The organism is Acetivibrio straminisolvens JCM 21531 (assembly GCF_000521465.1).
Classification (GTDB): domain Bacteria; phylum Bacillota; class Clostridia; order Acetivibrionales; family Acetivibrionaceae; genus Hungateiclostridium; species Hungateiclostridium straminisolvens.
Window position 1 is genome coordinate 15880 of record NZ_BAVR01000002.1, and the last position, 20573, is coordinate 36452.

Below are 20573 nucleotides of genomic sequence, written 5' to 3' on the forward strand. Positions count from 1 at the left end.
AGGTTTGCGTTTATGTGGAAATTATATTGAGCCAAGGAGAACTAAAATGTATCCTTGGCTTTTTATTTGGCCTCTTGGAATGAAATGAAAGAGGCAAAAGCGAAGGGACTCGATGTCCCGAGCTTTTATTTTTTAGAGTCTTTAAGTGAAATAACAGTATTATGTGTTATAATACTGTTGGCGTGCAAATGATGTACAATGTTATAATAAGATGATGTAGCAAAAAACTTGTAAAAGGGTGCTGGGATGATCAAAATTGCTTCAGTTGCTGTTAGCAACGCCACAAGAAAATTTGATAAAGATTATCACTATATAATTCCTGATAAATATATTGACAGTATAGTACCGGGTATGAGGGTGATTGTGCCTTCGGAAAGTCAAACAGGCTGGTGGAGGGTTATGTCCTGGAGCTGTTAAGCGACCCTGAAGTTTCTTCATTGAAAGAGATAAGTAGAGTTATAGACGATAAGCCCGTTTTGAAGGAAAATATGATAAAGCTGGCATATTGGATGAAAAAACAGTATATTTGCACCTATTCCGACACCATAAAATGCATGCTTCCGCCGGGAATAGGAGTAAGCAGTACAAAAATTGTCAGGCTGAAAAAGGATAAGGGTGAATTTAAGGAAAGTATTAAAAAAATAATTGATGTTTTGGCTAATAACGGCGGTGAAATGGAGTATGAAGAATTAAAAAAGCAGGTAAATGCCAAAACCTTTGCAAAACATATTAACAGTCTTGTAAAGCAAGGATGTATCGAGATACATGAGGAGTTTACCTCTAAAGTGAAGGAAAAACACATCAGAGTGGTATATCTTGCAAAGCCTTGGGAAGAGGTAATTTACGATATTGAGAGCAACAAGATTAAAAATATCAAGCATATAAGAATACTTGAACTTCTTGTTGAAAATGAATACATTCCGGTGGGGGACATTGTGCGCTTTGTCGGGGTGTCGGCCAGTGTTTTGGAGACTCTGAAAAAAAACGGGTATTTGGAGTTTGGAGATATTGAGGTTACAAGGGACCCTGCAGCCAACATGACCTATGAGAGAACTCTTCCCATGAATCCCACGGATGAACAGCGAATTGTAATAGACAGGGTAAAAAACATGACGGATTCGGGAAAGTTTCAGGAAGTTTTGCTGCATGGAATCACGGGAAGCGGAAAAACCGAAGTTTACCTTCAATTGATAGGACACTGCATCAATATGGGAAAACAGGCCATTGTGCTGGTTCCTGAAATATCGCTGACTCCCCAGATGGTGAATAGGTTTAAGGGGAGATTTGGAGAGGACGTGGCGGTAATTCACAGCCGTTTGTCCCTGGGGGAAAGATTTGACCAGTGGAGGCTTGTAAGGGATGGCAAGACCAAGGTTGTGGTCGGGGCAAGGTCGGCTGTATTTGCGCCCTTTGACAATCTCGGACTGGTGATAATAGATGAGGAACATGAAAGCTCCTACAAATCGGAAATTGTGCCCAAATATCATGCTGCCGATATTGCAAGGCAAAGATGTATCATTGAAAATGCGGTGCTATTGCACGGTTCGGCCACGCCGTCGGTGGAGACTTATTACAGGGCAAAGACAGGGGAAATTGAGCTTTTGGAGATGAACAAAAGGGCCAACAACATGCTCCTTCCCGAAGTTAGAATCATTGATATGAGGGATGAACTGAACGCCGGGAACAGGTCTGTGTTTAGCCGGTGTCTTAAAGATGAGATTAGGAAAAACATAGATAACGGACAGCAAACAATCGTTTTTTTAAACAGAAGGGGTTATGCAACATTTATACTTTGCAGAAACTGCGGCTATGTTTTAAAATGCCCTTATTGTGATGTTTCGCTGACATACCATTCCCATGAGGAGCGAATTATCTGCCACTACTGCGGCTATACCGTAAAGAACCCCGAGAGCTGTCCGAAATGCAAAAGCAATCATATAAGGAATTTCGGTACGGGTACCCAGAGGATTGAAGAAGAGATTAAAAAGCAGTTTGAGGGTTGTACCGTAATAAGAATGGATTTGGACACCACCACGGGCAAAAATCTTACGAGGAGATACTGAGAAACTTTAGAGACAACAATATAAATGTAATGGTGGGAACTCAGATGATTGCCAAGGGTCATGATTTTCCCAATGTCACACTGGTAGGAGTACTTGCGGCAGACAGCATTCTAAACGCAGGGGACTTTAAAGCTGCGGAGAGAACATTCCAACTGCTTACTCAGGTTGCCGGAAGAGCCGGAAGGGGAACGATTCCCGGAAGGGTGATAATTCAAACGTACAACACGGATAACTATAGTATTGTCTGCGCTTGTGAACAGGACTATATTTCATTTTACAACAATGAAATCCTTGTGAGAGAGAAGCTTCTGTATCCTCCTTTTACGCATTTGGCGTCGCTGATACTGAGCGGAATAAATGACAAACAGGTATTAAACAGAGCGCTTTTTGTCAAAAATGAGCTGTGTAAACATTTTAAAGATGACGGTTCGAAGAAACAGATTTTAGGGCCGCTTAGAGCACCGCTGTCTAAAATAAAGAATAAATATAGGTGGAGAATAGTAATAAAATGCGAAGAATCAGATAAACTTATAGATGTATTGACAAAAGTTTCGGACAGTTATTATTCAAACAGTGCGAAAAATTCTGTCGCCTTAAGTGTGGATATAAATCCGGTTAATATGTTATAATACATTTATATTTTTGTAAACTAAATAAATACATGGGGGAAGGAAAATGGCTGTAAGATTTATTAGAGAAGATGGAGACGAAATATTAAGAAAGGTATCGAAGAAAGTTGATGTTATCGATGAAAAAATTAAAACACTGCTGGATGATATGGTAGAAACGATGTATGCTGCTAACGGCGTAGGTCTTGCAGCACCTCAGGTGGGTATTTTAAAGAGAGTGGTTGTAATTGACGTTGGAGATGGATTGATGGAGCTTATAAATCCTGAAATAATAGAGCAGGAAGGCGAGCAGATAGATGTAGAGGGATGCCTTAGCATACCCGGAGTTGCCGGAGAGGTAAAAAGGCCAGCAAGGGTTGTGGTAGAAGCTTTGAATCGGGAAGGCGAAAAAATAACCGTAGAAGGCAAAGAGCTTCTTGCTGTTGCATTATGCCATGAAATTGACCACCTTGACGGTATTTTGTTCAAAGACAAGGTTATACGCTTTATTGATGATGATGAAATGGAAAAGAGAAGAGAAAAGAAACGAAAAATCAAAAGAATAAAGGATAATGAATAAAAATGGATTTCCAGAAAAATGAGGTGACAGCTTTGAGAATAGTTTTTATGGGTACTCCGGAATTTGCCGTTCCGAGCCTTGAAATGCTTGTAAGGGAAGGATATGAAGTGGTGACAGTTGTTACTCAGCCCGACAAACCCAAGGGCAGGGGCAAGAAAACGGCTATGCCTCCCGTAAAAGAGTTTGCAATAAAAAACAATATCGAGGTTTTGCAGCCGTCAAAGGTAAAAACCCCTGAATTTGTGAATGCTATCCGGGATTTAAAACCTGATTTGTTGGTTACTGCGGCTTACGGTAAAATTCTTCCCCAAGATGTTCTGGACATACCTCCCTATGGTGCATAAATGTTCATGGTTCGCTTCTTCCCAAATACAGGGGAGCGGCTCCGGTAAATTGGGTGATAATAAACGGAGAAAAGACCAGCGGGATTACGACAATGTATACCGATGCAGGCATGGATACAGGGGATATGCTACTTAAGGCTGAAATAGAGATACCCGAAGATATGACCGCAGGAGAGCTGTATAGCAAGCTTGCCCAGCTTGGAGCACAGGTTTTGAAGGATACCGTTAAAAAGATTGAGGACGGTACTCTCCAAAGGATTCCCCAGCCCCATGATCAGGCTACATATGCTCCGATTATGGATAAATCTGTCGGATGTATTGACTGGTCAAAGCCGGCAAGGGCTGTTCACAATCTCGTAAGAGGTACCAATCCGTGGCCGGTGGCGTTTACATATTATAAGGGACAGAAGATGAAAGTATGGGTCACATCCGTTTTAAACGAAGAAAACCATAATTCTACACCGGGTGCAATTTTAAAAGCAGGAAAAGAAGGTCTTGTTGTTGCTTGCGGTGTTGGAATGATTTTAATAAAAGAAGTACAATTTGAATCTTCAAGGAGAATGACCATAGAGGAATATATTTGCGGACATAGAATGGACGAAGGTGAAATACTTGGACAATAGCTATAGAAAGTTTGCTTCCTTAATGGGTACTGTACTTGTTTTGTTTATATCCGTATTGATTGCTTTTGGGCTATTGTACAGTTACTCTACAATAAATACATATAATTTTATATTATTGGTTTTAATACTTCTTACAATAATAGTTACGTTGTTTTATTTCGTTTCTTCTATAGCTATTATGTATGTTTACCGGCGCAAAAATGCAGGCAAACCGATTTTGAATATTGCAAGAATCGGGTTAAAAATGCTTTTTCCTTTGGTCATTGTATTGACAGGGTTGTTTAGGGGCAATAAGGACGCGGTAAAGAAATTTTATATTGATTTTAACAATTTGCTGGTAGGGACTCTGGATAAAAAATACAGTCCCGATGAGATAATCATACTTCTTCCCCATTGTTTGCAGTATTCCGAGTGTCAATATAAAATAACAAATGACATAAATAACTGCAAAAGGTGCGGAAAGTGCTGCATTGGTTCTATAGCTGACATAGCCTTAGAAAAAAAAGGTTCCGGTTTATGTGGTTACCGGAGGGACTGCAGCAAGGAACATTGTTTCAAAGATAAGGCCCAAAATTATTGTTTCTGTAGCATGTGAGAGGGATTTGAGCAGCGGTATTGCCGATGTTGGGAGTATACCTGTCATTGGAATAATAAATGACAGACCTAACGGTCCGTGCTATAATACAAATGTAGATGTTAATGCTCTTAAGAAAAAGCTTGAAAATATAATAATGGATTAAAAAGGAGGTTTTGCCATGTACGGTATTGATCAATACTATTTAATTTTTGTTTTACCTGCGCTTCTTTTTTCATTATTTGCACAGTTCAAGGTAAAAAGTACATTCAATAAATACAGTCGTGTTAGAAATACCAGCGGTATGACGGGAGCGGATATAGCCAGGTTGATTCTTGAAAGAAACGGGCTTAGTGATGTCAGGGTTGAAATGGTTGCGGGAAAACTCACAGACCATTATGACCCTAGAACAAAAGTGGTTAGGCTTTCCCAGTCTGTATACAGCAGCAATTCTGTGGCGGCAATTGGAGTTGCAGCTCACGAAACCGGTCATGCCATTCAGCACAGTGAGCAATACGGTCCGCTGGTTTTAAGAAGCACTTTGGTTCCGGTGGCAAATATAGGTTCAAACTTGGGCTTTCCGCTGGCGATAGCAGGATTGTTTTTTGGATTACCTTTTTTGGTTAATTTGGGAATAATATTTTTCTCTCTTGCAGTAGCTTTCTATCTAGTTACTCTGCCTGTTGAATTTAATGCAAGCAGCAGAGCTATACGAACCATTGAAGATACCGGAGTGCTAAATTATGACGAAATTGACCCGGCAAAGAAGGTGTTGTCCGCTGCGGCTATGACCTATGTTGCAGCAGCTGCCGTCGCGGTTGGAAACCTTCTGCGTCTGATTATGCTTACGAAAAGAAGAGATTGATGGATATGAGAGCAAAAGTTGACAAACCCAGGGAGACTGCACTTAAAATACTGTACGATATCAATGAAAAGGGAGCATATTCGAATATCTCCCTGAATAAATATTTGAATAGCTTGGAATTTGAGAGTGTTGACAGGGCCTTTATCACTGATATTGTGTACGGTACATTAAAATGGCAATATACCATTGATTATTTGATTGAGAAGTTTTCGTTAATTAAAATTAAGAAGATTTCTCCATGGATACTCAATGTTTTGAGGACGGGTATTTATCAGCTGATTTACACGGATAAAATACCCGTTTCTGCTGCATGTAATGAAAGTGTGAAGCTTGCGGCAAAGTACGGTCATACTGCTAGTAGCAAATATGTTAATGCTGTTTTGAGAAATATAGCAAGAAATAAGGAGAGCCTGCCGTATCCCGATAGAAGCAAGGATACGGCACACTATCTTTCAATAAAATATTCCCATCCCTTATGGATGGTAAAGGATTGGCTTGACCTTTTTGGGGATGAATTTACCGAAGGGCTTTTAAAAGCCAATAATGACGTTGCACCCTTTACGGTCAGAGTGAATGATTTAAAAATATCCAAAAAAGAACTGACAGACATTTTAGCAGAGGACGGATTTGAAGTTGAAAACGGGAAGTATCTGGATGAAGCACTGATAATAAAAAATCCTTCGGCGGTTCAAAAAATTGAGGCCTTTGCAAAGGGATATTTTCAAGTACAAGACGAAAGTTCCATGCTTGTGGCAAAGGTATTGGACTCAAAACCGGGAGAGACAATACTTGATGTTTGCAGCGCACCCGGGGGAAAGTCCACTCATATAGCTCAGATTATGAAAAACCGGGGGACTGTCATATCCAGAGACATTCATGAACATAAAATAAAGCTTATAGAGCAGGCGAAAGAAAGACTGGGGCTTGAGATAATCAAAACAGAGGTGTTTGATGCTGCAGTTTTGGACAGCAAATTGGTGGGAAAATTGATAGGGTTTTGGTGGATGCTCCGTGTACCGGTTTTGGTATAATAAGAAGGAAGCCTGATATAAAATGGTCGAGAAATTTGGAGGATAAGGCTGAGATTGTGAGCCTTCAGGAAAAAATTCTTTCTACTGCATCAAAATATGTTAAAAGCGGTGGTGTACTTGTGTACAGTACTTGTACCATAGAGCCGGAAGAGAATGAAAAAGCGGTGGAAAAGTTTATTGAAGAAAATAAAGACTTCTATTTGGAAGATATAACAAGCTTTCTTCCGGACACTTTAAGAAAAGAAAGTGCGCGCAAAGGATACATTCAACTATATCCGAATATAGACGGAATTGATGGATTTTTTATTGCAAGAATGAGAAAAAGGAGTAATTAAAATGGACACAAAAGTAGACCTTCTCAGCATGACGATAGAGGAACTTGAGAATATGATGGCTGAAATGGGTCAGCAAAAATTTCGGGCGAAGCAGATTTTCCAGTGGGTCAACAAAGGAATTAAAGACATAGATGAGATGACCAATCTCTCAAAAGAATTGAGGGAGCAGTTAAGAGAAAAGGCATATATAAACAGGTTTGAAATCATAAAAAAGTTTGTTTCAAGAATTGACGGCACAATTAAATATCTGTTCAGATTAAAGGACGGTAATATTATTGAAAGCGTCCTTATGAAATATATGCATGGGTTTAGTGCTTGTATTTCTTCCCAGGTGGGTTGCAAAATGGGGTGCAAATTTTGTGCCTCTACAGGTGCCGGATTTGTCAGAAATCTCACACCGGGGAGATGCTTGACCAGATTTTGACCATACAGAATGATTCAAAAAACAGGATTGGAAATGTAGTAATAATGGGCATAGGAGAGCCCTTGGACAACTATGAAAACGTGGTGAAGTTCTTAAGGCTCATAAATCACAAGGATGGTGTTAATTTGGGGGCAAGGCATATTTCGGTTTCTACCTGTGGGCTTGTTCCCGAGATTTTAAGACTGGTAGAAGAAAAAATACCTGTTACATTGTCCATTTCTCTTCATGCTCCAAATGATACCATCAGAGAAAAAATTATGCCTGTAAATAAAAGGTATTCTATTGACAAAATTATTGAAGCATGTAAGATATATACTGAGGCTACTAATAGAAGGATTACCTTTGAATATGCTATGATTGACGAAGTGAATGATTCAAAGGAAAGTGCATTGGAGCTTGCAAAAAGGATCCGGGGCATGTTGTGCCATGTCAATCTGATACCGGTAAATACTGTATCAGATACCGGATTTGAAAGAAGTTCAAAGGAGAAAATAGCGGTATTCAAAGAAATTCTTGAAAGGCATGGTGTCGAAACTACTGTAAGGCGTGAACTTGGAAGTGACATAAATGCTGCGTGCGGACAGCTTCGAAGGAGCCTTATGGAAGATGGACAGACGGTATATTAGGGTTTGGGCACTTAAGGCTATTTAAATGTACAACATTTCAAGCTAAACAGGGGAGTGATAGGGTGAGATTTGCAGCGAAAAGCGACAGGGGAATAGTAAGGGAGCAAAATGAGGATAACTACAAATTAATAACGGGGCATGCTGGTGTTCCGGATGTCTTTGTTGTTGCCGACGGAATGGGTGGACACAGTTCGGGAGAATTGGCCAGTACAATGGCGGTTGAATTTGCAGAAAAGTACATATTAGAGCACCGAGAACTATTCTCCAGTGAGGAAAGCATACTTTCTACTATAAAAGAACTTATGGAAGAAGCAAATACCGTGATATTTAACAGAGCTGCAGAATCACAACTCAACTTCGGCATGGGCACCACCTTTATTACAGCCGTTATACTGAAAGACAAAATGTATGTTGGCCATGTGGGAGACAGCAGAGTATACTTGATTAGAGACGGAAAAATGGAAAAGGTTACAACTGATCATTCATACATAGAGGAATTGATTAAAAACGGTTCATTAACAAGGGAAGAAGCGGAGAATCATCCTAAGAGGAATGTAATTACAAGGGCTTTAGGCTGTGAGGAAAAGATTCTCATCGACACACTTACCGTTGAAATAGAGGAAAATGATATATTTGTTTTATGCACTGACGGATTGACAAACATGTTAAAAGAGAATGAGATATTGGACATAATTATAAAAAACGATGACCCTGAAGTGTCATGTAGTGAGCTTGTACGACTTGCAAATGAAAAGGGTGGAGAAGACAATATTACGGTCATTGTGGTAAAAAACAGCTAAGGGGAGAATATCAAAATAGGGAGTTAGATGTTAATTGATAATGCTATGAAAAGCAGAGGTGCTTAATATGGTTGGTCAAATTCTTGGAAATAGATATGAGTTAATCGAGAAAATCGGTGGGGGCGGAATGGCCCTTGTATATAAAGCAAAATGCAGATTGTTAAACAGATTTGTGGCAGTTAAGATTTTAAAATCGGAGTTTATAAACGATGAGGAATTTCTAAAAAGATTTAAGATAGAGGCTCAGGCTGCTGCAAGTCTCTCGCATCCAAATATTGTTTCCATATATGATGTAGGCCATGAAAATGACATCCATTATATTGTTATGGAGTATGTAAACGGGCAGACATTGAAGGAATATATTGAGGAGAACGGAGCTCTTTACTGGAAAGATGCAGTAAATATTGCCATCCAGATAACTCAGGCTATTGAACATGCCCACAAAAATCACATTGTTCACAGGGATATAAAGCCGCACAACATTCTATTTACAAAGGATGGCATGTTAAAGGTTACGGATTTCGGTATTGCAAGAGCTGTCAGCTCATCCACCATAACCATGGCTGGGAACACAATAGGTTCGGTACATTATTTTTCACCGGAACAGGCAAGAGGAGGGTTTACCGATGAAAAATCGGATCTGTACTCTTTGGGAATAGTGCTTTACGAACTTTTGACAGGGATGCTTCCCTTTGACGGAGAGTCTCCTGTTGCTGTCGCAATAAAACATATTCAGGATGAACCGGCAGAGCCTGTAAGTATCAAAGAGGATATACCTGCGGGTGTTAACAGTATTGTTATGCGGGCCATTCAAAAAGATCAGACATTAAGATATCAATCTGCATCCGAGTTGCTGCGGGATTTGCACAGAGTCTTAAAAGAGCCCGATGCCCAGTTTATGAAGGCTAGAACCGCAGAAGACAGTCCTACGGTAAGAATTCCGTCAATTAAGAAGAAGGAACTTGCTATTGAGAGTGATACATCTAAAAAAGCAGGTGATGAAATGGTACAAAAGAAGAAAAAAGACAATAAAACCACTATTTTGGCAGTGGTGACGTCAATTCTGGTTATTTTGGTTTTAGGTGCCTTTATGATAACGGGCTTGGGGGATGTCGTCTTTTCAATGTTTAGCAAGCCTGAGGATTTTGTTGTTGAAGATTACAGGAATCAGAATTTCTATGAGGTAAAAGGCAAGTTGTCCCAATACGATATTAAAGCAGTGGAAATAAGGAAAAATCATGATGATATACCGAAGGATATAATAATTTCTCAAGATAAAGCCGTTGGAGAAAAAATTAAGCCCGGAGAATTTGCGAAGATTGAATTTGAAGTAAGTAACGGTCCGTTGCTTGTAAAAATACCGGATCTCAGAAGAATGGAATACAGGCAGGCGGAAATAGAACTTATACAGCTGGGACTTAAACCTGAGAAAGTTGAAGAGTACAATGATATTGTTTCAAAGGGTGTCGTAATCAGGACAGAACCGGACATAAACGAAGAAGTAAAGCCCGGTACTGTTGTAAAAGTTTATAAAAGTTTAGGACCGGAGATAAAATACAGTCTGGTTCCGAACCTGGTGGGAAAGACAAAAAGTGAGGCTTTAAATCTCTTGGTGGGAGCAAATCTTACCATGGGTAAAATATTCCCGGAAGATATGACGTATGCCAGAGACAAGATAATTAGGCAGGAACCTAAAGCTGGTGTTGAGGTTGAAGAGGGAACTCCTGTGAACATATACCTTGAGGATTACAATCCTGATCAGAAGCTCGTAGCTCGTACTATTGAGCTTGACAATCCCGACAATTTCGGAGAAAATATAAAGCTTTTGGTCAACATAACAAGATCGGATACCAACAAAGTTGAAACCTTGTACAGTGAAGTACGGAAAAAAAGTGACTTCCCGATAACGATTTCAATACCTGTACCCAATGGAGGAAGTACTTTTGTAAGAGTTTATCTTGACAATAAAAGTTATATGGAGTTTACGGAGGAATTTAATAAGCGTAACACGGAAAATACTACCAGAAATAATAATACTGAAAATAATGCAGAAAAAACAGAAGAAGCAAAAGAAGCAAATGAAACAAATGAAGCAAGTCAAACTGAGTCTGCGGAAGAGGTTTAAGGAGGTATAGAGTTTGCCATCAGGTATTATAATTAAAGGTATCGGAGGATTTTATTATGTAAAATCAGAGAACGGTGTTTATGAATGCAAGGCCAGAGGCGCATTCAGAAAAGATTCCAAAATTCCTTTACCTGGTGACGAAGTTATCCTATCGGTGGTAGACGAAGAAAAAAAGAAAGGATATATAGAAGAAATTTGTCCTAGAAAAATACAGTTGGTAAGGCCGGCAGTGGCAAATATAAATCAGATAGCATTGGTTGTTTCGGTTAAATCACCTTTGCCGGATTTCACTCTTTTAGATAAGCTTTTGGTTACCGTAATGCAGAAAAAAATAAATGCCATAATCTGTATAAATAAGATTGATTTGGATGAAGAATATAAAGATTTTGTAGTCGACTGCTATAAAGATACAGGGTTTGAAATTGTAGCTATTAGTTCGGTTTTAGATGTTGGATTCGAGCAATTGGCAAAAATGCTTGAAGGGAAGATTACTGTTTTTGCGGGCCAGTCGGGAGTAGGCAAGTCTACTATTTTAAATAGAATTTTAGATTCGTATGTTATGAAAACGGGAGATATCAGTGACAAAATCGAGAGAGGAAAGCATACGACAAGGCATGCGGAGCTTTTGGAACTAAAGTCGGGAGGATTTGTAGTGGACACTCCAGGCTTTAGTTCTTTTGAACTTTCAGATATTGAGCCGGAGCATCTTCAAAACTATTATCCGGAGTTTAAGGAGTACATCGGTAATTGTAAATTTGTGGGATGCAGTCATATCACTGAGCCGGGATGCCAGGTCAAAAGGCCCTGGAGGACGGAAAGATAAATAAGGACAGATATGAGCGGTATATAATATTTTATAAGTCATTAAAGGACAAGCAGCGCCGAAAATATTCCTGACAGTCCGATATTTTGTGCAGAGAATCTAAAGTTTTTGTTTAATATATATTTTTTTGTGTAGATATAGATATATAAATAGTTTTAAGTTTTTGAAAGGAAGTGCTTAATGTTGATTAAAATTGCTCCATCCATACTTTCGGCCGATTTTTCAAAATTGGGCGAAGAAGTATTGCGCATAGAGAGGGCTGGAGCTGATTTGGTACATATAGATGTTATGGATGGACATTTCGTACCTAATATAACAATTGGTCCTCCTGTCGTAAAGTCATTAAAGAAAGTGTCGAATCTGCCCTTTGAGGTTCACCTTATGATTGAAAATCCCGATATGTATATAGAAAGCTTTGCCGATGCCGGGGCAGATATCATTTCAGTTCATGCAGAGTCTTGTTGTCACCTCCATCGAACGATTCAGAAGATTAAACAACTGGGTAAAAAAGCTGTTGTAGCTTTGAATCCTGCCACTTCATTATGCACTGTGGAATGGGTGCTGGAAGATGTGGACATGATTCTTCTTATGTCGGTCAATCCAGGGTTTGGAGGGCAGAAGTATATAAGTGGAGTGACCCGTAAAATAGAGGAACTAAAGAGGATTATTGATAGCAGAGGACTTCATATTGATATAGAGGTGGACGGAGGAATAGATACTGAAAATATTCATAGCGTCACAAAGGCTGGGGCAAATGTTATTGTGTCGGGTTCCACCATATTTGCGGCAGAGGATACTGTAAAGATAATTCAAGAACTCAGGATGAACTCATATAGGGAATAGGCCGGTGAAAAGCTTATGTATGCACTTATTGTTTGTAATGGAAGCATAATAGATTATTCATATCATAAAAAATTCTTTGAAGAGGCTGATTTTATTGTTTGCGCCGATGGAGGAGCTTTACATTTGCAAAGGCTTGGAATAAAGCCGGATGTTCTTTTGGGGGATTTTGACTCCATAGAAGATAAGCATCTTGAATATTACAAAGAGCAAAATGTTGAGATATTTAAATTTCCATCGGAAAAGGATATGACGGATACAGAGCTTGCAGTAGATACGGTCATTGACAAAGGTTACAAAGATATTGTGATAATCGGTGGTACGGGTACAAGGTTGGATCACACTTTATCAAATATTTTTTGCTTAAGCAAATGCTTGATAGAGGTGTAAGGGGCAGAATTGTAAATGAATATAATGAAATTTTTTTAATTAGTCACAGTGTCGAGATTGAAGCCGAAGAGGGATGTTATCTTACTTTGTTGCCTCTTACCTCAAAAGTTGAAGGCATAACCACAAAAGGACTTTATTATCCCCTTAAGGAGAGACTATTGAAATGGGTTCAACCAGAGGGGTAAGCAATTGCTTTGTTGCAAAGACTGCGCAAATATCAATAACTTCGGGTATTTTGATTGCTATAAAAACAAGGGAATAAATATTATTATGATTTTGGCTAAAAAAGAGAAGAGGCTTTTAAACTCTTCTCTTTTTTGAATTTTAATTTATCGCTTATTTACCTTCGTTTCCGGGTATGGTAGGTATAATTTTAAGTATATAACGTCTAAGATACGAATAGTCAGTAGAGTTTACCTTTCCATCTCCGTTTACATCCGAAGCGATTAAACTCAAATCAGGGTTTTCAGTTGGGAAGACAGTTATGGACTTTACAACATATCTTCTTAACATTGAAACGTCTGAGGAGTTTATTTTTCCGTCCAGGTTAATATCGCCGTAAAGGACATTTTGTGTCGGTGTCGGTGAAGGATTTACAGACGGCGTTGGAGACGGTTTTACTGTAGGTGTTGGTGTTGCAGGAACAGTACCATTTGGCTCTTCACCGAATATGAGAACCCCGTTATCGTAAACAGGCAATTCTTTTACGATTTCACCGTTTTCCTTGATTCCCTGATAAGAGAAGTCATTGGTATTATCCCAAGGAGCACCTGTTGGAGGCTGTATCTTAAACTGGGTTTCTTTCTGGTGATCCGAGTTACTTCCGGGGAATATCTTTGTACCGGAAAGATCGATTTCGCAGTAATATATATTTTTGGATGCGTCATAGAGTATAGGTTTTGAAATTTTAGCAGTTGGTGCTGCGCTGTAAACTATAGAAACGCTTATATCATTCGGGTCATATCCGGCAGATACATATTCCGAAAGATCCATAAAATATCTGAAAGAAAGCTTGTCATATACTCTTGCCGGCCATCCTGATTTATTGTAAAGGAATGTTTTTAAGTCGGCACCGTTATTTGAGCTAACTGAAGCTTCAACATAGACTTCTTCATTTGTTTTCTCTTCTATAGCCATGAAGTTTGGTATAGGGTTTCCGCCGTATTTGCCATACATCTTGGCAAGCAATCCTACAAAACCTGCATTGTAGTCGCAGGCAACCTCATTTGTTACATAGTTTCCTATATCATCAACATAAGCATCGCTGGAATCCGGTCCGCCTACAAGAGCTCCATAAAGAATATGTCTGTGATATTCAGGAACCTTTTGAGTGTCACACCATGAGCTGTGGGCAGTTCTGTGATGCGGATGTTCCGGAGGATTTACGCCAAAGCCTACTACATAACTTCTGCCGCTGCTGCCTAAAGCATAGTCAGCCTGTTTCTTTGCAAAATCCAGATAAATATTGGCTTTCTCACTAGAACATCCCGACCAGTCGGAATATACACATGCAAGGAATGCAGTGGTTGTAGCATGCCTTAATACACCCCAGTCGGTGAGGTGGGCAAGACCTTTTGGAGTATATCTGATTCTTTGACCATTATACCCTACTGACCAAAAGTCCAGATGTCTTTCCATTGTTTCTTTGTATAGGGACTTGTTTGTAATCTTTGCCAAGAGAAGTGCTGCGCCATAGTGAACGTCGTCCCAGCAGTGACCCCATGAATAAGCAATGTAAGGTGTCTGGCTTTCAATAGGCCATTTATCTACATATTTTTCAGCTTTCTCAAGATAAGTTTCGTCACCGTCTGCAAGATAAATCCATGCACCTGCCCAAGAAAGCTCGTCATACCATCCGCTATGGGATGTATAGAAATTCAATGCTGCGGTATATCCTTTATCACTCATAGTGGCTTCGGCAAAATCAAAGAGTTCTTTTGCATGACGTATGCATTCGGCGGCATATGCCGGATCAGTATCTTTGAACACTACAGCAGTTGCAGCAAGTGCCGCAGCCGTACCGGCAGTAACGGTGGAACCGGGATTTGACAGATCCACTTTATAAGACGGTCTTGGCGCCTGAATATCTATACATTCGGCCGGTACCCACCATCTGTGGTCTGCGTCACCATTACCCACCTGATAGTAATATACATTTTTTTCAGGATGGCATCTTATGAAGTAATCCGATGCCCATTTAATTTGGTCCATCATATACCCCAATTGACCACTTTTTTGCAATGCATCCTTGTACTCATACACTGCCCATGCAAGCATAGTAGCTGTGTAGGCCATAGGCAGGTTGAATTTTACGTGGTCTCCTGCGTCAAACCAACCTCCCGTAAGGTCGAGGCCTACATCGCTTCCGTCTCCAAGACACGAATCGCCGCGCCAGTTGTTCCGGATGTTGTCGGGAAGCTTCCCGGCCATCTGGAACTCGTAGAACATGATTGCTTTCTGGAGTGCTTCTCCATAGTTATAGTCTGCTGCAAAAGCAGGCAATTGCGGCAAAAGAACAGTGAAAAGGACAGCAGATACTATAACTGTGATAATAAGTTTTTTCACCACACATCTCTCCTTTATAAAATTTGATTGTTCACATCTGTGGTTTGGATAAGCTACGGAAAAACAATATCGAAATTTTGCAAATTAGCCCCAAGTATATATAGGATAAATGCGAACAAATAAACACAATATTATGTCTTAATTATATCATAATTTACCGATACAGAATATTTTTCCGGCAATTTTTTTGCGATTTAATTTGGCGATATATAAAAGCATGAATTCATTAAACTTTGAAAGCAATTGTGAGTATAACAGTTGTTTTGATATTATACAGGTAATATAATGTAATTATGCTAAATCTAATTTTGCAATATCCAAATTCAATATAAAAGGTTTATTGCAAAATATACGGAATTTCAGAATGTTATTTTGAAATCATAAGCAAAATACAGTAAATAGGATTAAAAAGTATTAATGTATTCGGATGAAGCTTGAAATGATGATTAAAGAGGGAGGAGTAAATCTATGCTGTATGAATTGCTGAAAAACAGGAGAAGCATAAGAAAATTTCAAAGCAAAGAAGTGGAGAAGGAAAAAATAGATATAATTTTAAAAAGCGCTTTGCTGGCACCTTCGTCCCGTTCGAGAAGACCATGGGAATTTATTGCGGTTACTGACAAGAAGAAGCTTGAAAGACTTTCGAAAATCAGAGAGCATAGTTCGGATTTTTTGGCCGGTGCTCCCTTGGGCATTGTTGTTGCAGCAAATCCAAAGCTTTGTGATGTATGGATAGAAGATGCTTCAATAGCTTCAATTATAATTCAACTGTCTGCTCAGTCCTTAGGGTTGGGTTCCTGCTGGATACAAGTCAGAGAAAGATTTGGACCTAACAATGAGAAAGCAGGGGACACCGTAAAAGAGATTTTGCAAATTCCCGGCGAATATGAAGTGGAATGCATAATAGCAGTGGTTATTCCGATGAAGAAAAGAAGCCGTACAATGTAGACGGATTGCCTTACAATAAACTACATTTTGAAAGCTTCTAACGAAGGAAGTTGTATAAATAAATAGTTTATTCAGGATGTGAAAATATTTTTATGAAAGATGGTATAGGATGTCTTATAATACATGGCTTTGCCGGAAATCTCGGGGAAATTGAACCTTTAAACAGATATTTGTCAAGTAAAGGTTTTGTAACCCAATGTCCGATATTAAAAGGTCATATGGGAAGCAGGCAAGATTTGGCGGTTGCCAAATATACTCAATGGATAGAGTCGGCGGAAAACAGTTTGTTAGAACTCAATTCTCGGTGTAATAAGATAATTATAATAGGTTTTTCGATGGGAGGGCTGATTGCTGTAAACCTTGCTGCAAAGTATAAAACTTATGGTATTGTAACCCTTAATACACCGATATATCATTGGGATATAAAGAGAATTGTAAAGAATGTTGCAAATGATATAAAGACAAAGGATTATAAACATATAAAATACTATATTGGATCTGCAACATCCATTCCTTTTTCGTCGATGATTAATTTTAAGGTGTTGCTTGGAAAAACAAAACCATTGTTAAAAAATATAAGATGTCCAATATTTATTGCCCAGGGTTGATTGACGATACAGTGCACCATAAAAGTGCAGATTATATTTATAAAAATGTATCCTCAAAAGTCAAGTATGTAAAGTATTATGAGAATTCAAATCATATTATTTGTCACAGTATTGACAGTAAAGATGTGTTCACAGATATTGAAAATTTCATTGAGAATATTAATTTCTAAAGAACCAGATAAAATAAAAGCTCGGGACATCGAGTCCTTTTGCTTTGGCCTCTTTCATTTTATTCCAAGAGGCCAGAGCAAAAGACTTCCGGTTAATGCTGCCGGAAGTCTTTTAAGCCTTTATTTTATAAGATTAAAATCCTTTGCCAATGCTTCAAAAGCAGGAATCGATTTCTTTATGGTATCCATACTTACGCAGTAGGAAATTCTAAAGTGGCCCGGTAAACCGAAGCCTGTGCCCGGAACCAGTAGAAGGTTGTATTTAACTGCGTGTTTTATAAATTGTATATCGTCTTCGATAGGGGACTTGGGGAAAATATAGAAGGTTCCTTGAGGCTTTATACATGAGAAGCCCAGCCGGGTTAAATTGTCAAAAATTATATCCCGTCTTTGCTTATAGCTTTCAATATCAATGTCCTCATCCAGTGAGCCGGCAATTACTTTTTGGAACAATGCCGGTGCGTTGACATAACCTAAAGTACGGTTACAGAATACCAAACTTTCCAATATGAGGTCTAACTCCGGAATCTCGGGATTTACCGCAATATAACCGATTCTTTCTCCCGGAAGAGCCAAGGACTTGCTGAAAGAATTTACGATAAAGGATTTCTTAAACAGCTTGAAAAGGAACGGAAGTTTGACATTGTCGTAAACCAGTTTGTAATAGGGCTCATCGGAAATTGCATATATAGTTGTGTTGTATTCCTTTTCCTTCTTTTCGAGGATGGCAGACATCTCCTTTAATGTTTCTTCACTATATATGTAACCCGATGGGTTGTTCGGAGAATTTATAATTATTGCCTTGGTTTTCGCTGTAATGCTGCTTTCAAGTATTTTAAGGTCAGGTTTAAAACTATCCTTTTCGGGAGGCACTATAGCAACTTTTCCGCCATGATTTCCGACATAGAATATATATTCCGCAAAATAAGGGGCTAATATAATTACTTCTTCTCCCGGATTTAGAATAGTCTTTAATACAACGTTTAGAGCACCGGCAGCGCCGCAGGTCATGATTATATGCTGGGACGAGACGGAAGACAGTCCCGAGGTTTTGTTTAAATGGTCCGCAACTTTTTGTCTTACATCTTCATATCCTGCATTATTCATGTAACGGTGAATACCGGGTTTATCTTCAGTAACAATGTCTTTTAATGCCTCTTTTACCGATGCGGGGGGTTCGTGGTCGGGATTTCCCAACGTAAAATCATATACATTATCTGCACCGTGGATTTTACGAAGTTTTTCACCTTCTTCAAACATTGCCCTTATCCATGAGGCTTTCTTTAAATTGTTTACTACACTTTCTGAAATCATTTACTAACACTCCTTATCTATTTTTCCATTCTTAAATTATTTATGATATTTTCATCCGGTGTAACAATAATAGTTTTATAATTATCGTAGATACCATTCCCGGTTTTGCTCCGTTGGGTTTTTTTACATTTCTGACCTGGGTGTAATCAACCTCCACATGGGAGGAATTCTTTGCTTTGCTGTGATAAGCCGCCAGCTGTGCTGCTTGAAGCAGGGTACTGTCGGGTATATCTCCCTTATCCTTTTTTATTATGACATGAGAGCCCGGAATATTCTTTGTATGAAGCCAGATGTCATTTGAAGATGAAAACTTCAGGGTCAAAATATCATTTTGAGCATTGTTTTTTCCCACATAGATATAAAGACCGTCGGTGGACTTGTAAATGTAGGGAGTAAAAGCTTTTGAGTTTTTCTTTTCCGTTCTTTTTTTCTTTGAAGGCAAATAACCTTGGTCGGCAAGCTCCTGACGAATGTCGTCAATGTCCTTTATGGAATTGCTGTTTTCAAGGCTGTGAAGCACACTCTCAAGATATGAAAGCTCGCCGCGGGATTCTTCAAGCTGCTGTATGGTGTGAGTATAAGCTGCTTTAGCTTTTGCGTATTTCTTAAAATATCTCTGCGCATTTTCTTGGGGAAGAAGGTTTTCATCAAGGGGGATTTCCACATACTCTCCGTTTTCGCTGTAGTAATTCAAAAGGGACACTTTGCTGGAGTTTTTAGGGATACAGTATATGTTTGCGGTTATAAGCTCCCCATAAAGCTTGAACTTTTCCCTTTCGGCAACTTCCCTCAGTGTATCCGTGTGGATTGATATTTTCTTATTGCATCGTTCAATACAGTTGTTTAGAGTTTTTACAAGATCCGCTTTCTTTTGTGCGAGCCTTTCGGAAGTATCTCTAATGGTATAAAACAAATCCAACACTTTGCTGATAGAGGGATAAAAATCCAATGTATTGTACTGCTTAATCTCGAAAGAATGAAAATCTATAGGCTTTTGTCTATCATCACCATTCCATATTATGCATGGGGTAAATTCCGAATTCTCAATCTTTGAAATTATTTTTTTCAATACTTGCTTTAAGCTTTGGACAACATCTTCCGAGAGACTTGAAACCGGTATTCTTGGGTCAATACCTGCACGATAACATATTTCTTCGCACAAAAGGGGACTAAAGCCTTTGATATTGTTTAGAAGAAGCTTTGATATACGTAAATCCCCTTGTTCTTTGGCTTTTGAAAAGAGTAGCTCTGCATCAAGTGCAAGAGGACTGGTTTTGTCCTGACTTGGCGGCAGGGAGTAGGGCCTTGCAGGCATAACTTCTCTTACACGGCTAATATCGCTGTCTACGTGCTTTATTGAGTCGATTATTTTGTTTTCATTGTTTACGAGTATAATGTTGCTATGTTTACCCATTATTTCAACTACAAGCTTTTTTAAAGTAAGATCTCCCAATTCGTTAATGGTTTCAATATGTATTGTAATAACTCTTTCAAAGTCATGAAATTCTATTTGTGTTATTCTTCCTCCAGAAAGGTGTTTTCTAAGAAGCATGCAAAAAACAGGAGGATTTACGGGATTCTCCTTTGTAACATCGGTAAGATGAATCCTTGGATAGCTGGCATTTGCGGATAACAAGAGCTTAAGGTTTTGTCCTTTAGCCCTTAAGTTTATTATTATCTCATCCTGTTCCGGCTGATAAATTTTATCAATGCGGCCGCCTATAAGGGCGTCCGATAACTCGTTAACTACATTTTTTGTTACTATACCGTCAAAAGGCAAACTATTACACCTCTTTTATCAAACATTTTGAATAAAATTTTTTACAGGCAAAATAAAGCTATTGGAAACATAAAACAATAGCTTCAATTATTTTTTCCCTTGAATATCATATCACTTGAAAAGATTTTTAACAACAC

At 38.9% G+C, this 20573-nt stretch carries 14 protein-coding genes and 7 pseudogenes; 18 read left to right on the forward strand and 3 right to left on the reverse strand.

All coding sequences use genetic code 11. From position 1 onward, the window contains the following. Nucleotides 1–246 precede the first annotated feature (246 nt). The 16 genes and pseudogenes from JCM21531_RS19745 (at nt 247) to JCM21531_RS19760 (ending at nt 13313) form a co-directional block, all read left to right on the forward strand. Nucleotides 247–417, forward strand: coding sequence for a hypothetical protein (locus JCM21531_RS19745; RefSeq protein WP_243466981.1), 171 nt, complete (start codon nt 247–249; stop codon nt 415–417). Continuing rightward, a complete protein-coding gene (gene priA / locus JCM21531_RS00565) occupies nt 390–2063 on the forward strand; it encodes a replication restart helicase PriA (RefSeq protein ID WP_243466982.1) in 1674 nt (557 codons plus the stop codon). The genes JCM21531_RS19745 and priA overlap by 28 nt, the downstream gene beginning before the upstream one ends. After that, complete coding sequence (locus JCM21531_RS19750; protein WP_243466983.1) at nt 2000–2692, forward strand: helicase-related protein; 693 nt, start codon at nt 2000–2002, stop codon at nt 2690–2692. The genes priA and JCM21531_RS19750 overlap by 64 nt, the downstream gene beginning before the upstream one ends. A gap of 46 nt (nt 2693–2738) precedes the next feature. Beyond that, a complete protein-coding gene (def, locus tag JCM21531_RS00570; RefSeq protein ID WP_038286623.1) occupies nt 2739–3251 on the forward strand; it encodes a peptide deformylase in 513 nt (170 codons plus the stop codon). 32 nt (nt 3252–3283) lie between these two features. Further along, nucleotides 3284–4218 (forward strand): annotated as a pseudogene (gene fmt, locus JCM21531_RS00575) (methionyl-tRNA formyltransferase). 244 nt (nt 4219–4462) lie between these two features. After that, entirely contained in the window at nt 4463–4813 is a 351-nt protein-coding gene (locus tag JCM21531_RS00580) for a DUF116 domain-containing protein (protein ID WP_279378945.1), read from the forward strand. Beyond that, entirely contained in the window at nt 4737–4958 is a 222-nt protein-coding gene (locus JCM21531_RS23365; protein ID WP_279378941.1) for a DUF116 domain-containing protein, read from the forward strand. Before JCM21531_RS00580 ends, JCM21531_RS23365 begins: the two co-directional genes overlap by 77 nt. 15 nt (nt 4959–4973) lie before the next feature. After that, nucleotides 4974–5657 (forward strand): zinc metallopeptidase, encoded by a 684-nt coding sequence (locus JCM21531_RS00585; protein ID WP_038286626.1) that lies wholly within the window; start codon nt 4974–4976, stop codon nt 5655–5657. Further along, nucleotides 5657–7023 (forward strand): annotated as a pseudogene (gene rsmB, locus JCM21531_RS00590) (16S rRNA (cytosine(967)-C(5))-methyltransferase RsmB). The gene JCM21531_RS00585 and the pseudogene rsmB overlap by 1 nt, the downstream one beginning before the upstream one ends. A 1-nt stretch (nt 7024) precedes the next feature. Next, a pseudogene (gene rlmN / locus JCM21531_RS00595) lies at nt 7025–8073 on the forward strand (dual-specificity RNA methyltransferase RlmN). Nucleotides 8074–8135: 62 nt separating this feature from the next. Continuing rightward, nucleotides 8136–8873 carry a Stp1/IreP family PP2C-type Ser/Thr phosphatase gene (locus JCM21531_RS00600; protein WP_038286630.1) on the forward strand — a complete coding sequence of 246 codons (738 nt, stop codon included), beginning with the start codon at nt 8136–8138 and terminating at the stop codon, nt 8871–8873. A 67-nt stretch (nt 8874–8940) separates the two neighbouring features. Next, complete coding sequence (gene pknB, locus JCM21531_RS00605) at nt 8941–10998, forward strand: Stk1 family PASTA domain-containing Ser/Thr kinase (protein ID WP_038286632.1); 2058 nt, start codon at nt 8941–8943, stop codon at nt 10996–10998. A 13-nt stretch (nt 10999–11011) separates the two neighbouring features. Then, nucleotides 11012–11895 (forward strand): annotated as a pseudogene (rsgA, locus tag JCM21531_RS00610) (ribosome small subunit-dependent GTPase A). 106 nt (nt 11896–12001) lie between these two features. Continuing rightward, complete coding sequence (rpe, locus tag JCM21531_RS00615) at nt 12002–12664, forward strand: ribulose-phosphate 3-epimerase (protein WP_038286636.1); 663 nt, start codon at nt 12002–12004, stop codon at nt 12662–12664. Between the two features lie 15 nt (nt 12665–12679). Beyond that, entirely contained in the window at nt 12680–13051 is a 372-nt protein-coding gene (locus tag JCM21531_RS19755) for a thiamine diphosphokinase (protein ID WP_243466984.1), read from the forward strand. After that, nucleotides 13033–13313: pseudogene (locus JCM21531_RS19760) on the forward strand (hypothetical protein). The gene JCM21531_RS19755 and the pseudogene JCM21531_RS19760 overlap by 19 nt, the downstream one beginning before the upstream one ends. 74 nt (nt 13314–13387) lie before the next feature. On the opposite strand, the gene JCM21531_RS00625 reads toward JCM21531_RS19760, so the two are convergent. Beyond that, nucleotides 13388–15616, reverse strand: coding sequence for a glycoside hydrolase family 9 protein (locus JCM21531_RS00625; RefSeq protein ID WP_038286638.1), 2229 nt, complete (start codon nt 15614–15616; stop codon nt 13388–13390). Nucleotides 15617–16084: 468 nt separating this feature from the next. Here JCM21531_RS00625 and JCM21531_RS00630 point away from each other — a divergent pair. Both JCM21531_RS00630 and JCM21531_RS00635 read left to right on the forward strand, forming a co-directional pair. Continuing rightward, nucleotides 16085–16605 (forward strand): annotated as a pseudogene (locus tag JCM21531_RS00630) (nitroreductase family protein). Nucleotides 16606–16656: 51 nt separating this feature from the next. Beyond that, nucleotides 16657–17172 carry an alpha/beta hydrolase gene (locus JCM21531_RS00635; RefSeq protein WP_054846946.1) on the forward strand — a complete coding sequence of 172 codons (516 nt, stop codon included), beginning with the start codon at nt 16657–16659 and terminating at the stop codon, nt 17170–17172. Nucleotides 17173–17462: 290 nt separating this feature from the next. Here the strand turns inward: JCM21531_RS00635 and JCM21531_RS00640 are convergent, their stop codons facing one another. Next, a complete protein-coding gene (locus JCM21531_RS00640; protein WP_038286640.1) occupies nt 17463–18656 on the reverse strand; it encodes a pyridoxal phosphate-dependent aminotransferase in 1194 nt (397 codons plus the stop codon). A gap of 17 nt (nt 18657–18673) precedes the next feature. Next, nucleotides 18674–20436: pseudogene (locus JCM21531_RS00645) on the reverse strand (Rqc2 family fibronectin-binding protein). Nucleotides 20437–20573 lie beyond the last annotated feature (137 nt).